This is a genomic window from Lelliottia nimipressuralis, assembly GCF_004115925.1.
In the GTDB taxonomy this organism is placed as follows: Bacteria; Pseudomonadota; Gammaproteobacteria; order Enterobacterales; family Enterobacteriaceae; genus Enterobacter; species Enterobacter nimipressuralis.
Genome location: NZ_SDDX01000001.1, coordinates 294,265 through 309,538, shown reverse-complemented (window position 1 = coordinate 309,538; position 15,274 = coordinate 294,265). Strand labels below are relative to the sequence as shown.

General features: G+C 56.4%; 12 protein-coding genes. 6 read left to right on the top strand and 6 right to left on the bottom strand.

What is annotated here, in order from left to right; all coding sequences use genetic code 11:
* Complete coding sequence (pepT, locus tag ETG88_RS01450) at positions 1 to 1,224, bottom strand: peptidase T (RefSeq protein ID WP_100780553.1); 1,224 nt, start codon at positions 1,222 to 1,224, stop codon at positions 1 to 3.
* A 250-nt stretch (positions 1,225 to 1,474) separates the two neighbouring features.
* On the opposite strand from pepT, the gene potA reads away from it, so the two are divergent.
* Genes potA through potD form a run of 4 tightly spaced genes read left to right on the top strand, consistent with a single transcriptional unit; the run spans position 1,475 to position 5,283 of the window.
* Positions 1,475 to 2,611, top strand: a complete 1,137-nt coding sequence (potA, locus tag ETG88_RS01445; RefSeq protein ID WP_107703861.1) for a spermidine/putrescine ABC transporter ATP-binding protein PotA — start codon at positions 1,475 to 1,477, stop codon at positions 2,609 to 2,611.
* Positions 2,595 to 3,452 carry a spermidine/putrescine ABC transporter permease PotB gene (gene potB, locus ETG88_RS01440; RefSeq protein ID WP_102103462.1) on the top strand — a complete coding sequence of 286 codons (858 nt, stop codon included), beginning with the start codon at positions 2,595 to 2,597 and terminating at the stop codon, positions 3,450 to 3,452. The genes potA and potB overlap by 17 nt, the downstream gene beginning before the upstream one ends.
* Positions 3,449 to 4,240 carry a spermidine/putrescine ABC transporter permease PotC gene (potC, locus tag ETG88_RS01435; protein ID WP_100780556.1) on the top strand — a complete coding sequence of 264 codons (792 nt, stop codon included), beginning with the start codon at positions 3,449 to 3,451 and terminating at the stop codon, positions 4,238 to 4,240. The genes potB and potC overlap by 4 nt, the downstream gene beginning before the upstream one ends.
* Complete coding sequence (potD, locus tag ETG88_RS01430; protein WP_129034393.1) at positions 4,237 to 5,283, top strand: spermidine/putrescine ABC transporter substrate-binding protein PotD; 1,047 nt, start codon at positions 4,237 to 4,239, stop codon at positions 5,281 to 5,283. The genes potC and potD overlap by 4 nt, the downstream gene beginning before the upstream one ends.
* 40 nt (positions 5,284 to 5,323) lie before the next feature.
* Here potD and cobB read toward each other — a convergent pair whose 3' ends face one another.
* From cobB to lolC, 5 genes are read right to left on the bottom strand one after another with little or no spacing between them, the layout of a single operon-like run.
* Positions 5,324 to 6,145 (bottom strand): Sir2 family NAD+-dependent deacetylase, encoded by an 822-nt coding sequence (gene cobB / locus ETG88_RS01425; RefSeq protein WP_102103460.1) that lies wholly within the window; start codon positions 6,143 to 6,145, stop codon positions 5,324 to 5,326.
* 14 nt (positions 6,146 to 6,159) lie between these two features.
* The gene (nagK, locus tag ETG88_RS01420; protein WP_123429091.1) at positions 6,160 to 7,071 is read right to left on the bottom strand and encodes an N-acetylglucosamine kinase; all 912 of its coding nucleotides are present in this window, start codon (positions 7,069 to 7,071) and stop codon (positions 6,160 to 6,162) included.
* 54 nt (positions 7,072 to 7,125) lie between these two features.
* Positions 7,126 to 8,370, bottom strand: coding sequence for a lipoprotein-releasing ABC transporter permease subunit LolE (gene lolE / locus ETG88_RS01415; protein ID WP_129034392.1), 1,245 nt, complete (start codon positions 8,368 to 8,370; stop codon positions 7,126 to 7,128).
* Positions 8,370 to 9,071 carry a lipoprotein-releasing ABC transporter ATP-binding protein LolD gene (gene lolD / locus ETG88_RS01410; protein ID WP_100780561.1) on the bottom strand — a complete coding sequence of 234 codons (702 nt, stop codon included), beginning with the start codon at positions 9,069 to 9,071 and terminating at the stop codon, positions 8,370 to 8,372. Before lolD ends, lolE begins: the two co-directional genes overlap by 1 nt.
* Entirely contained in the window at positions 9,064 to 10,263 is a 1,200-nt protein-coding gene (gene lolC / locus ETG88_RS01405) for a lipoprotein-releasing ABC transporter permease subunit LolC (protein WP_100780562.1), read from the bottom strand. The genes lolD and lolC overlap by 8 nt, the downstream gene beginning before the upstream one ends.
* Positions 10,264 to 10,531: 268 nt before the next feature.
* On the opposite strand from lolC, the gene ETG88_RS01400 reads away from it, so the two are divergent.
* Both ETG88_RS01400 and mfd read left to right on the top strand, forming a co-directional pair.
* The gene (locus tag ETG88_RS01400) at positions 10,532 to 11,605 is read left to right on the top strand and encodes an acyltransferase family protein (RefSeq protein WP_129034391.1); all 1,074 of its coding nucleotides are present in this window, start codon (positions 10,532 to 10,534) and stop codon (positions 11,603 to 11,605) included.
* A gap of 156 nt (positions 11,606 to 11,761) precedes the next feature.
* Complete coding sequence (gene mfd / locus ETG88_RS01395) at positions 11,762 to 15,208, top strand: transcription-repair coupling factor (RefSeq protein WP_129034390.1); 3,447 nt, start codon at positions 11,762 to 11,764, stop codon at positions 15,206 to 15,208.
* Positions 15,209 to 15,274 lie beyond the last annotated feature (66 nt).

The following is a 15,274-nucleotide window of genomic DNA, read 5'->3' as shown; positions in this document are numbered from 1 at the left end:
TCACTGCTTCGCCGTCAGCTCCGCAATTCGCACAATCACTTTTACCGCTTTCTCCATCCCTTCCAGCGTAACAAACTCGTGCTTGCCGTGGTAGTTATAGCCGCCGGTAAACAGGTTCGGGCACGGCAATCCCATGAAGGAGAGCTGCGAGCCGTCGGTGCCGCCGCGAATGGGTTTGAGCTGTGGTTCGATGTCGCAATCGCGCATCGCCTGCTGGGCGATATCCAGGATGTGCGGATGCTCCATCACCTTCTCGCGCATATTGTAGTAGCTGTCCTCGATGATCAGCTCAATGTAGCAATCCGGGTGCAGCCCTTTGCCGACCTTTTTGGCGATTTCCATCATCTTACGCTTACGCGCTTCGAACGCCTTGCGGTCAAAATCGCGAACGATGTAGTGCATCTGCGCACTGTCCACCGTGCCTTTGATACTGGTGAGATGATAGAAGCCTTCATAGCCTTCGGTCTGCTCCGGGCTCTCCTCAGCGGGCACTTCCGCATGAATCCGCGAGGCCAGCGACAGCGCGTTGACCATCACCCCTTTCGCCGACCCCGGATGCACGTTGTTGCCGACAATTTTGATGGTCACCGAAGCCGCGTTAAAGTTTTCAAACTCCAGCTCTCCAACGCCGCCGCCATCAACGGTGTAGGCCCACTTCGCGTTGAAAGCCTCAACGTCGAAATGTTTCGCCCCTTTGCCCACCTCTTCGTCTGGCGTAAAGGCCACACGGATATCGCCGTGGGGAATGTTTTTGCCTTTCAGCACCGCCAGCGCCGTCATGATCTCCGCGACACCGGCTTTATCGTCGGCGCCCAGCAGCGTTTTACCGTCGGTGGTGATCAGCGTCTGGCCCAGCAGCTGATGGAGCACCGGGAACATCACCGGCGAGAGCACCTCATCGCCGATACCAAGTGCGATATCGCCGCCACGGTAGTTTTCGACAATCTGCGGATTAACGTTCTTTCCGCTAAAATCAGGTGACGTGTCGACGTGAGAAATAAAGCCAATCGCCGGAACCGAACCTTTAACGTTCGACGGCAGCGTCCCCATCACAGTGCCCTTTTCGCTTAAGGTCACATTGACCAGACCAAGCTCTTCCAGCTGATCCTTCAGCAGGTTTAAAAGCTTCCACTGGCCCTCGGTGCTCGGCACCTGTCGGACACCCGCTTTAGATTGGGTATCCAGCGAAACGTACTGTAAAAAACGCTCAAGTAATTTTTCCATGCAGTCACCCTCACTTTTTGTGACAACATTATCAGTAAGCATCAAAACCCAAATATTGCGTCAGGTCACTTTTATCCCGTAAACGAGAATATTTTCGATTTTGTCGTGATTCGTTAATAAATGTAGCTTATCAATCAGTCACAAGGATTGGTGATTTCAGTGGTTTGCCGTAGAATGACCGCCCTCATTAAGAGTCACCAAGGTGGTTACACACAAACCCCGCAGTCGGTAAACCCACCGACGCGTTTATATGGGACAGCGCCAAAAATTGAATACACAACCGGGAACACTGTCACCGCTGGTTCTTCTGTCGGGGATCAGCAAAAGTTTCGATGGTAAAACCGTCATTGACGATCTTAACCTGACTATCAATAACGGTGAGTTTCTCACGCTGCTAGGCCCCTCGGGCTGCGGCAAGACAACCGTTCTGCGCCTGATTGCCGGACTGGAAAGTGTCGACAACGGCCATATTCATCTCGAAAATCAGAACATCACCGATGTTCCCGCTGAACATCGTCACGTTAATACCGTCTTCCAGAGCTACGCCCTTTTCCCGCACATGACCGTGTTCGAAAACGTGGCATTCGGCCTGCGCATGCAGAAAACCCCTGCCGATCAGATAACACCGCGTGTGAACGATGCCCTGCGGATGGTTCAGCTCGACGAGTTCGCCCAGCGCAAACCGCATCAGCTCTCCGGCGGGCAGCAACAGCGCGTCGCCATTGCGCGCGCCGTGGTCAACAAACCCCGCCTGCTGCTGCTGGATGAGTCCCTCTCCGCGCTCGATTACAAGCTGCGCAAACAGATGCAGAACGAGCTGAAAGCGTTGCAGCGTAAGCTCGGCATTACCTTTGTGTTCGTCACCCACGATCAGGAAGAGGCTCTGACCATGTCGGACCGTATCGTGGTGATGCGCGACGGTAAGATTGAGCAGGATGGCACGCCGCGTGAAATCTACGAAGAGCCGAAAAACCTGTTTGTGGCCAGCTTCATTGGCGAGATCAATATCTTTGACGCTACGGTCATTGAGCGTCTCGACGAGCAGCGTGTGCGCGCCAGCGTCGAAGGCCGCGAGTGCAATATTTACGTTAATTTTGCGGTCGAAAAAGGCCAGAAGCTCAATGTGATGCTGCGCCCGGAAGATCTGCGCGTCGATGAAATCCACGACACCGCTGATGCGGAAGGCCTTATCGGCTACATCCGCGAGCGTAACTACAAAGGGATGACGCTGGAGTCGGTGGTTGAGCTGGAAAACGGCAAAATGGTGATGGTCAGCGAGTTCTTTAACGAGGACGATCCGGACTTTGACCATCCGCTCGATCAGAAAATGGTCGTTAACTGGGTAGAGAGCTGGGAGGTTGTGCTGGCCGATGAAGAACACCAGTAAATTCCAGAATGTGGTGATCGCCACGATCGTGGGTTGGCTTGTGTTGTTTGTTTTCCTCCCCAACCTGATGATCATTGGCACCAGTTTTTTGACCCGCGACGACGCCAGTTTCGTCAAGCTGGTCTTTACGCTGGATAACTACGCACGCCTGCTGGACCCGCTCTACTTTGAGGTCCTGCTGCATTCACTCAACATGGCGCTGATTGCGACCCTCGCCTGCCTGGTGCTGGGCTATCCCTTCGCCTGGTTTCTGGCCCGGCTGCCGCAAAAAGTCCGTCCGCTGCTGCTGTTTCTGCTGATTGTTCCCTTCTGGACCAATTCGCTGATTCGCATCTACGGCCTGAAGATTTTCCTCAGTACCAAAGGCTATCTGAACGAGTTTCTGCTGTGGCTGGGAGTGATTGATACGCCGATCCGCATCATGTTTACCCCGAGCGCGGTGATTATCGGTCTGGTCTATATTCTGCTGCCGTTTATGGTGATGCCGCTCTATTCCAGTATCGAAAAGCTCGACAAACCGCTGCTCGAAGCGGCACGCGATTTGGGTGCCAGCAAACTGCAAACCTTCCTCAGGATCATCATCCCGCTGACCATGCCGGGCATTATTGCTGGCTGTCTGCTGGTTATGCTCCCGGCGATGGGGCTGTTTTACGTCTCCGATCTGATGGGCGGTGCGAAAAATCTGCTGATCGGCAACGTGATAAAAAGTCAGTTCCTGAACATTCGCGACTGGCCGTTCGGCTCTGCCACCAGCATTACGCTGACGGTAGTGATGGGCCTGATGCTGCTCGTCTACTGGCGCGCCTCCCGCTGGCTGAATAAACAGGGAGATCTCGAATGATCGGTCGTCTGCTGCGTGGCGGTTTCATGACCGCCATTTACGCCTATCTTTATATTCCGATTATCATTTTGATCGTGAACTCGTTTAACAGTTCACGTTTCGGGATCAACTGGCAAGGCTTTACCACCAACTGGTACAGCCTGCTGATGAACAACGACAGCCTGCTGCAGGCGGCACAGCACTCTCTGACGATGGCGATCGCGTCGGCGACCTTCGCCACGCTGATTGGCTCACTGACCGCCGTGGCGCTCTATCGCTACCGTTTTCGTGGTAAACCCTTCGTCAGCGGGATGCTGTTTGTGGTGATGATGTCACCGGATATCGTGATGGCGATTTCACTGCTGGTGCTGTTTATGCTCATCGGCCTGCAGCTTGGCTTCTGGTCGCTGCTCTTTTCGCATATCACCTTCTGCCTGCCCTTCGTGGTGGTGACGGTTTACTCGCGTCTGAAGGGCTTTGACGTGCGAATGCTCGAGGCGGCGAAGGATCTGGGGGCGAGTGAGATGACCATTCTGCGCAAAATCATTCTGCCGCTGGCAATGCCTGCGGTCGCTGCCGGATGGCTTTTGAGCTTCACGCTGTCGATGGACGACGTGGTGGTCTCATCCTTTGTCACCGGGCCGAGCTATGAAATTCTGCCATTGAAAATCTACTCAATGGTGAAAGTCGGTGTGTCACCGGAGGTGAACGCGCTGGCGACGATTCTGTTGGTGTTATCGCTGGTGATGGTGATTGCCAGCCAGATTATTGCTCGTGATACAACGAAATCTCAGGGGACGTTAAAATGAAAAAATGGTCACGCCACCTGCTCGCGGCAGGTGCTCTCGCAATCGGCATGAGCGCCGCGCACGCGGACGACAGTAAGACGCTCTACTTCTACAACTGGACCGAGTATGTGCCGCCAGGCCTGCTTGAACAGTTCACCAAAGAGACGGGGATCAAGGTGATCTATTCGACCTACGAGTCGAATGAAACCATGTACGCCAAGCTCAAAACCTACAAAGACGGCGCCTATGATGTAGTAGTGCCGTCCACCTATTTCGTCGACAAAATGCGCAAAGAGGGCATGATCCAGAAAATCGACAAGACGAAATTAACCCACTTCGGCAACCTCGATCCGGAGATGCTGAACAAGCCGTTCGACCCGAATAATGATTACTCTATCCCCTACATCTGGGGCGCAACCGCCATCGGTGTAAACAGCGACGAGATCGACCCGAAAACCGTCACCAGCTGGGCTGACCTGTGGAAACCGGAGTACAAAGGCAGCCTGCTGCTGACGGACGATGCGCGCGAAGTGTTCCAGATGGCGCTGCGCAAACTGGGCTATTCCGGTAACAGCACCGACCCGAAAGAGATCGAAGCGGCCTATAACGAGCTGAAAAAGCTGATGCCAAACGTAGCAGCGTTTAACTCCGATAACCCGGCTAACCCGTATATGGAAGGCGAAGTGAATCTGGGGATGGTGTGGAACGGTTCTGCGTACGTCGCGCGTCAGGCCGGTACGCCGCTTCAGGTCGTCTGGCCGAAAGAAGGCGGGATCTTCTGGATGGACAGCCTTTCGATTCCGTCTAACGCTAAAAACGTCGACGGTGCGATGAAGCTGATTAACTTCCTGCTGCGCCCTGAAGTGGCAAAACAGGTGGCGGAAACCATTGGCTATCCGACGCCAAATCTGGCGGCACGCAAGCTGCTCAGCCCTGAAATGGCGAACGATAAATCACTGTATCCGGATGCGGAAACCGTGAAGAAAGGCGAATGGCAAAACGATGTGGGCGACGCGAGCCGCATTTATGAAGAGTATTATCAGAAGTTAAAAGCAGGCCGATAGCGTTAACCGGCCCTCTTCCCTACGAAGAGGGCCGGGAAAATTACAATCCCTTCAAGAGCTTTTCGACAAAATCTGGCACCACAACGCTCGCCAGACCATATTGCTTCTCTTCAAACTCGCTGCCGACCTGGCTCGGTTCCAGATTCAGCTCAACCGTGTGCGCACCGTGCAGCCGTGCTTCATGCACAAAACCCGCCGCCGGATAGACATGCCCTGACGTGCCAATCGCAATAAATACATCTGCCATCGCCAGCGCGCTGTAGATCTCGTCCATACCCAGCGGCATTTCGCCGAACCACACCACGTGTGGACGCAGAGGTGACGGGAACTGACAGCAATGGCACTTGTCATCAAGCGTGATATCACCGGTCCAGTCGAGAACCTGACCGCTCCACGCGCAGCGCACTTTCAGCAGCTCGCCGTGCATGTGGATGATATTGTGATTCCCGGCGCGTTCATGCAGGTTATCGATATTCTGCGTCACCAGCAGAAAGCGGTCGCCCAGTGCCTCTTCCAGCTTCGCCAGTGCCAGATGCGCTGCATTGGGCGCAATCTCCGGCGACTGTAGCTGACGGCGGCGGTCATTATAGAACGTCTGCACCAGCTCAGGATTACGGGCAAAGCCTTCCGGCGTTGCTACGTCTTCGACGCGATGTTCTTCCCACAATCCATCCGTGGCGCGAAACGTCCGGATCCCGGACTCGGCGGAGATCCCCGCCCCGGTCAGTACCACGACTCTTGGCTTTTCCATACCTTCTGGCATCACCCTGTCTCTGAAAAAAATCCGCTGGCGCAAGCGCTCACGCAGGCGGCGTTTATTTTTGCGAAAACGGCTCAGTCGACCTAACCGACGCGACAGCATAGAAACCTCGTATACTAACGGGTGAGATGAAGGAATGCCGCACCGCGCATGCCTCCGGCATCCCCATGACGCGCACGTTCAATACGCGGTACGCGGGCGACCGGCAGCAAATGTCGGGGCAGTCGCCCGGACAAATGCTCCGTGATCGCCGAAAAGTTCGATAACCCGCCACCGATCACCAGTAAATCGGGATCGACAATGGTCAGAATATTGCCCAGACACACCGCCAGCAGATCAAGATAGCGCTCAACGTGTTCGCGGGCCTGTTCATCGCCCTGCTCCCACAAGGTGATGATTTCCGGCGCTTCACGTTTCTGATGATAGAAGTGTTCGTAAAGCCATGCAAACCCGCGACCGGAAAGATAATTCTCAATGCAACCGTGCTGCCCACAGCCGCAGCGGGTCAGGGGAAAATCACGCCCGACCACCTCCAGCGCATCCACCGGCAGGCGGATATGGCCGAACTCACCGGTAATATAACTGCGACCGGTAATCGGCTTGCCGTTAATGATAATCCCGCCGCCGACGCCCGTTCCCAGAATCAGCCCCATGACTAAAGGGTACTGACGGAACTCATCGTCCCAGGCTTCGGAGAGGGCAAAGCAGTTGGCATCGTTGTCGAGACGCACATCGCGTTCAAGGAGAGCAGAGAGATCGGCGCGCAACGGTTTGCCGCTGGCGGCTGGCACGTTGGCGGCGTAGAGCGTACCGTCGTCGGTTTCCGGCATCCCCGGAATACCAATCCCCACGGAGCCTTTCACGCCAAAACGGGTATCTGCGTCGGTCACCAGGGCGGCGATCGCGTTCAGAAAGTCGTCGTAACTGTCGCGCGGCGTGGGAACACGGGTTTCCCACTGCAATTTGAGCTGTTCATCAAATACGCCGAGCGCAATTTTAGTGCCGCCAATATCAAATCCATAATACATAACGCATTCCTCTTTCTGATTTGGCGGCCCGAAAACCGCTAAATCATGACGTAATTACTGGCCACTTAGCACCCTCGCCGGATCAATTCGGCTTGCGCGACGCGCTGGATACCAGCTTGCCAGCAGACTCAGTAAAAGTGCTGTAACCAGCACATAAATAACGTCCAGCCAGTGCAATTCAGACGGCAGGAAGTCAATAAAATAGATGTCACCCGACAGGAATTGATGTCCAATCAGCTTTTCAATGCCGTTGATAATCGGCGTCAGCTGCAGGGAAACCACCACGCCGATCACCACGCCGCAGAGGCTGCCAAACAGACCCGCCAGCAGACCATACCAGACGAAAATGGCACGAATAAGACCGTCTTTCGCGCCCAGCGTGCGCAGAACGGCAATGTCGCTGCTCTTGTCTTTAACGGCCATCACCAGCGTCGAGACGATGTTAAAACAGGCCACGCCAATCACCAGCACCATCGCCAGATACATAATGGCGCGGATCATCTGGATATCGCGATACATATAGCCGTATGTGCCAATCCAGCTTTTGATATAGACATAGTTGTTGGTCACACCACCGGCGTCGCGCACCAGTTTATTCGCTTTGAAGACGTCGTTGACCTTAATGGCGATACCGGTGACGCTGTCCGCCATATCCAGGTACTGACGCGCATCGTCGAGCGGGACCATCGCAAAGCTATGATCGAGCTGACCGCTCAGGGCTAAAATCCCGGTCACGTGCAGACGCACGCGCTTCGGCTGCTGGAGTTTGTGATCGGCACTGGCGTTCGGGATCATGATTGACACCCAGTCGCCCTGCTTCACCTTCAGCGCATCCGCGACACCTTTGCCGATGATAATCTGCTGCTCACCCGCTTTAAAGTTCGCCCACGCGCCGTTCTGCACAAACTGTGGCAACGCGCTCAAACGCGCTTCCTGCTGCGGGTTCACCCCTTTGACCTGAATGGCGCGCAGATTCGCACCGCTCTCCACCAGGCCGGTAAAGTTGATGTACGGTGCAGCGGCCACAATGCCCGGCACCTTTTCCACTTTCGTGAGCGCCTCACTCCAGTGGGTCCACGGCTGATTCACCGGTTCAATTTCGCCGTGCGGAACGACCGCCAGAATGCGGTTATTCAGCTCACGTTCAAAGCCGTTCATCGCGCTTAAGCCGACGATCAGCACCGCCACGCCGAGCGCGATACCCACGGTAGAGATCACGGAAATCAGCGACACCATGCCGCCGCGACGGCGGCCACGGCTAAAGCGCATACCGATCAATAAGGATAACGATGACGCCATTACTCGGCTCCCATCAGGGTCAATTCCGCCGTCAGACGACCATCACGCATCTCCAGCTGACGGCTCATGCGTCGCGCCAGCTGCAGATCGTGGGTCACCACCAGGAACGCCGTTCCCTGGGAGGCGTTCAGTTCCCCGAGGAGCTGGAAAATGCTGTCTGCGTTGCGCGCATCAAGGTTACCGGTCGGTTCGTCCGCCAGCACCAGACGCGGGTTATTCACCAGCGCACGGGCAATCGCCACACGCTGGCGTTCGCCACCGGAAAGTTCAGACGGACGATGATTCCCGCGATGGCCGAGGCCAACGGCTTTCAGCATGTCGCTGGCGCGGGTGTTGATCTCTGCCGGTTTCTTTTTGCCAATCAGCAGCGGCATCGCGACGTTTTCCAGCGCGGTGAAATCAGGCAGCAGGTGGTGGAACTGGTAGATAAAGCCAAGAGACTGATTACGCAGATCGGCTTTCGCCGTCGACGTCATTTTGCTCATCGGCTGGCCGGAGAAGATCACATCGCCGGAGGTCGGCGTATCCAGCCCGCCCAGCAGGTGCAGCAAGGTACTTTTGCCCGAGCCGGAGCTACCGACAATCGCCATCATCTCGCCTTCGCCTACGCTGAAACTGACCTCATGCAGGACATCGGTCTGCACGGTGCCTTCCTGATAGCGTTTGGACAGGTTGTCGCATTGCAACAGGATCTTATTCATAACGTAAAGCCTCAGCGGGTTGAGTGGCGGCGGCGCGCCAGGAAGGATAAAGCGTAGAGAGCAGCGCAATGGCCATCGCGACCAGCGCAATACCCACGACCTGCAGCGGCTCGATCGCCACCGGCAGCGCGGCACCGTCGAGCAGAATACCGATAATCGGCATCAAATTATTGAGCTGGCTGGCGAGCAGCGCACCCAGTACGGCACCCAGCAGCGCCCCGATAATACCAGCGCTCGCCCCCTGAACCATAAACACCGCCATAATCTGGCGCGGCGTCAGCCCCTGGGTTTGCAGGATCGCCACTTCGCCCTGCTTTTCCATCACCATCAGGCCAAGCGACGTGATGATGTTAAACGCGGCCACGGCGACGATCAGGCTTAGCAGCAGGCCCATCATGTTCTTTTCCATGCGCACGGCCTGGAACAGCTCGCCTTTACGCTCGCGCCAGTCCTGCCATTTGGTGCCTTCCGGAAGTTTTTGCTCGCTCAGAACGTCCACTTTCAGCGGTTCGTTGAGCCACAAACGCCAGCCGCTGATGTTACCCAACGGATAACGCATCAGGCGGGAGGCGTCCTGAATATTCACCAGCATTTGATAGCCGTCGACTTCGCTGTTAGCGGCGAAGGTGCCGATCACGTTGAACAGGCGCTGGCTCGGCAAGCGCCCCATCGGGGTGAACTGGCTGGCTGACGGCACCATCACGCGCAGCTGATCGCCACGGTTGACGCCAAGCTGTCCGGCGAGCTGCTCGCCGAGAATAACGTTGTATTTGCCCGGCTCAAGATCGGTCTGTTTGACGTTAACCAGATACGGAGTGAGGGGATCTTTCTGCGCCGGATCGATGCCCAGCATCACCCCCACCGACACGCTGCGCGCGCTTTGCAGCACCACGTCACCCGTTGTCAGCGGCGCAATACGGCTGACACCCTGTAACTTCACGGCGCTTTCGGGCAGCTGTTGCGGATTAATGGAGCCCTGAGAAGAAGAGAGAACCGCCTGCGGCATCAGTCCCAGGATGTTGTTTTGCAGCTCGCGCTCGAAGCCATTCATCACGGACAGAACCGTCACTAAAGCCATCACGCCAAGCGTAATGCCAATAGTGGAAAGCCAGGAGACAAAGCGACCGAAGCGGTCCGCGGCGCGCCCACGCATGTAACGTAAGCCTATAAAGAGTGCGACAGGTTGGTACATGAAATCCGTCTGGTTGCTGATAGCAGACCCACGAGTATATAAGCGAATCCGTTAAGCGTAAATGACTGAAACCGTAAGCTTTGGTAATGATTTTGGCGAAAAAACAAGAAAAATCATCAGGCTAGTTGTCGATCGGCCTCTCATTACACCCGCGCCCTTCTCCACCTTTTCTGAAAATCGTCCTGATACAGACTCTTACTGATTACATCTAACGCCGGTTCGCCCAGGATTAACGCCTTCTTTATGGCAAAACAGGTATCAAAGACCGATGAAACAAAAAGCATTATGGATTAATCAGATAAAAGGGCTGTGCATCTGCCTGGTGGTGATTTACCACTCGGTGATCACCTTTTATCCTCATCTAAGCGGGCTACAGCATCCGCTTTCCGGTCTGCTCGCCAAATGCTGGGTCTATTTCAATCTCTATCTCGCACCGTTTCGCATGCCGGTGTTTTTCTTCATTTCGGGCTATTTGATTCGTCGCTACATTGATGACGTCGGCTGGCGGATCAGCTTCGATAAGCGGATCTGGAGCATCGTCTGGGTACTGGCGCTGTGGGGCGTGTTGCAGTGGCAGGCGCTGAGCCATATCAACGCCTGGCTCGCGCCGGAGCGTGAATTAGCCACCTCTTCCAACGCCGCCTACGCCGGTTCGATAAGCGAATTTATTCGCGGCATGCTCACCGCCAGCACCAGCCTCTGGTATCTGTATGCGCTGATCGTCTATTTCACCCTCTGTAAATTGCTCAGCCGCTGGAAACTGCCGGTGCTCGCGGTGCTGGCCCTGGCGAGCGTGGCGATCAACTTCCTGCCGCTGCCCTGGTGGGGAATGAACAGCGTGGTGCGTAACATGATCTACTACAGTCTCGGTGCCTGGTACGGCGCGCAGCTGATGGAGTGGATGAAAGGGATGGTGATACGCCGCTACTGGCTGCCGATAGTGGCGTTCGGTGGGATCTCCGTGGTGCTGTGGTTTGCCAACGTTCCCCTGCTGCTGTCGCTTCTGTCGATTCTGCTGATTATGAAACTGTTTTACAGCATCGAGCAGCGTTACGCCGTCCACCCGAATAATCTGCTGAACGTCGTCGGCTCGAACACCATTGCGATCTACACCACGCATCGCATTTTGATCGAAGGTTTTAGCCTGTTCCTGATTGGCGAACTTAACGGCGGCAACTGGCCGGTCTGGGCGGAACTGACCCTGATTCTGGTCTATCCGTTCGTCAGCCTGCTGGTCTGTACGCTGTTCGGACTGGGCGCGCGAAAAGTCTCCAGCGCGCTGTTTGGCGACCTTTTCTTTGCCCCTCCCGCCCGTCTCGCACCGGTTGAGGCGACCCGATAATGCTTCCCCTCGCCCTCATTCGAGGGCGAATTCACCCTGTGTGCGGTTCCGGTTTGCTAATGTAAAACGATCAAGGATAATAAAGACATTGCGTATCAGTGATATGCCCCAATACTGTGTTTAGGGTATATATCCATAAGAGATTCTGACAAAGCCATGCCTGAACAATACCGTTATTCCCTGCCCGGCAAAGCGGGTGACCAGCGCCAGCTAGGCGAACTGACGGGCGCCGCCTGCGCCACGCTGGTCGCAGAGATCGCTGAGCGCCACGCGGGCCCGGTGGTGCTGGTTGCCCCCGATATGCAAAACGCGCTCCGTCTGCACGACGAGATCCGCCAGTTTACCGACAGCCTGGTGTTTAACCTGGCCGACTGGGAAACCCTGCCCTACGACAGTTTTTCCCCCCATCAGGAGATTATCTCCTCGCGCCTCTCCACCCTCTATCAGCTGCCGTCGATGCAGCGCGGGGTGTTGATCGTTCCGGTGAATACCCTGATGCAGCGCGTGTGTCCGCACAGCTACCTGCACGGCCACGCGCTGGTGATGAAAAAAGGCCAGCGCCTGTCGCGCGATGCCCTGCGTACGCAGCTCGACAGCGCAGGCTATCGCCACGTCGACCAGGTGATGGAGCACGGCGAATACGCCACGCGCGGCGCACTGCTGGATCTCTACCCGATGGGCAGCGATCAGCCGTACCGTCTGGATTTCTTTGATGATGAAATCGACAGCCTGCGGGTATTCGACCCGGACACCCAGCGCACGCTGGAAGAGGTTGAGGCGATCAATTTACTGCCTGCCCACGAATTCCCGACGGACAAAACCGCCATCGAACTGTTCCGCAGCCAGTGGCGCGATAAGTTCGATGTGAAGCGTGACGCCGAGCATATCTATCAGCAGGTGAGCAAAGGCACCCTGCCCGCAGGCATTGAATACTGGCAGCCGCTGTTCTTCAGCGAGCCGCTTCCGGCCCTGTTCAGCTATTTCCCGGCCAAAACCCTGATCGTCAATACCGGCGATCTCGACGCCAGCGCCACCCGCTTTGAGAGCGAAACCCGTGCCCGTTTTGAAAACCGTGGCGTCGACCCGATGCGCCCGCTGTTGCCGCCGGAGCAGCTGTGGTTACGCACCGACGAGCTGTTTTCAGAGCTGAAAAAATGGCCGCGCGTACAGCTCAAAACGGAGAGTCTGCCGGACAAAGCCGCGAACACTAACCTGGCGTTTAAGACGCTGCCGGACCTGTCCGTTCAGGCGCAGCAAAAATCGCCGCTGGATAATCTGCGCAAGTTCCTCGAATCCTTTACCGGCCCGGTGATTTTCTCGGTCGAAAGTGAAGGCCGTCGCGAGGCGCTGGGCGAACTGCTGGCGCGCATCAAAGTGTCGCCAAAACGGATCCTGCGTCTCGACGAAGCTGCCGATAACGGCCGCTATCTGATGATTGGCTCTGCCGAGCACGGTTTTATCGATACCCTGAATAATCGGGCGTTGATCTGCGAAAGCGATCTCCTTGGCGAGCGCGTGGCGCGTCGTCGACAGGACAATCGTCGCACCATCAACCCGGACACGCTGATTCGCAACCTGGCCGAGCTGCACGTCGGCCAGCCGATTGTGCATCTCGAGCACGGCGTGGGGCGCTACGCGGGAATGACCACCCTCGAAGCGGGCGGGATCACTGCCGAATATCTGATGATCACCTATCTCGGTGACGCAAAACTCTATGTTCCGGTCTCCTCTCTGCATCTGATCAGCCGCTACGCCGGTGGCGCGGAAGAGAGTGCTCCGCTACATAAACTGGGCAGCGATGCCTGGACCCGCGCGCGGCAGAAAGCCGCCGAAAAAGTGCGTGATGTGGCGGCCGAGCTGCTGGATATTTACGCCCAGCGCGCAGCGAAATCCGGCTATGCCTTCAAACACGATAAAGACCAGTATCAGCTGTTCTGCGACAGCTTCCCGTTTGAAACCACGCCGGATCAGGCTCAGGCCATCAACGCTGTCTTAAGCGATATGTGTCAGCCACTGGCGATGGACCGTCTGGTGTGCGGCGACGTCGGCTTCGGCAAAACCGAAGTGGCGATGCGCGCGACCTTCCTCGCCGTCGAAAACAACAAACAGGTTGCTGTGCTGGTGCCCACCACGCTACTGGCGCAGCAGCACTACGACAACTTCCGCGACCGCTTTGCCAACTGGCCGGTGCGTATTGAGATGCTGTCGCGTTTTCGCAGCGCCAAAGAGCAGACGCAGATTCTGGAGCAGGCCAGCGAAGGTAAAATCGACATTCTGATCGGCACCCACAAACTGCTGCAAAGCGATGTGAAGTGGAAAGATTTGGGCCTGCTGATTGTCGATGAAGAGCACCGCTTCGGCGTGCGTCACAAAGAGCGCATTAAAGCGATGCGCGCGGATGTGGATATCCTGACCCTCACCGCGACCCCGATCCCGCGTACGCTGAATATGGCGATGAGCGGGATGCGCGATCTGTCGATCATTGCCACTCCACCGGCCCGTCGTCTGGCAGTGAAAACCTTTGTCCGTGAGTACGACAGCCTGGTGGTACGCGAGGCGATCCTGCGTGAAGTCCTGCGCGGCGGCCAGGTGTACTACCTCTATAACGACGTGGAAAATATCCAGAAAGCGGCGGATAAGCTGGCGGAACTGGTGCCGGAGGCGCGTATTGCCATCGGCCACGGCCAGATGCGCGAGCGCGAGCTGGAGCGGGTGATGAACGATTTCCATCACCAGCGTTTCAACGTGCTGGTCTGTACCACCATTATCGAAACCGGGATCGACATTCCGACGGCGAATACCATCATTATCGAACGGGCCGATCACTTTGGCCTGGCACAGCTCCACCAGCTGCGCGGTCGTGTCGGGCGTTCTCACCATCAGGCCTACGCCTGGCTGCTGACGCCACACCCGAAAGCGATGACCACTGACGCGCAAAAGCGTCTGGAAGCCATTGCTTCGCTGGAAGATCTGGGTGCAGGTTTTGCACTGGCGACCCACGATCTGGAGATTCGCGGCGCAGGCGAGCTGCTCGGCGAAGACCAGAGCGGATCGATGGAAACCATCGGGTTCTCGCTTTACATGGAGCTGCTGGAAAATGCCGTCGATGCGCTGAAAGAGGGACGCGAACCGTCGCTGGAAGATCTCACCAGCCAGCAAACGGAAGTGGAACTGCGGATGCCATCCCTGCTGCCGGACGATTTTATCCCGGACGTCAACACGCGGCTGTCATTCTACAAACGCATCGCCAGTGCTAAAAATGAGGCGGAGCTTGAGGAGATCAAAGTCGAGCTGATCGACCGTTTTGGCCTGCTGCCGGATGCAGCGCGCAATCTGCTGGATATCGCGCGCCTGCGCCAGCTGGCTCAGAAACTGGGCATTCGCAAGCTGGAAGGCAATGATAAAGGCGGTGTGATTGAGTTTGCCGAGAAGAACCACGTCGACCCAATGTGGCTCATCGGCCTGCTGCAGAAGCAACCGCAACACTTCCGCCTTGATGGCCCGACGCGTCTGAAGTTCATGCAAGAACTGAGCGACCGCAAAACGCGGATGGAATGGGTCCGTAACTTTATGCGCCAGCTCGAAGAGAACGCGGCGGCGTAACCCTGTGGCCGGGCGGCGATATCACCGCCCGGCCATTAATTTACAAACTCTTTGCACTTCTCCTGA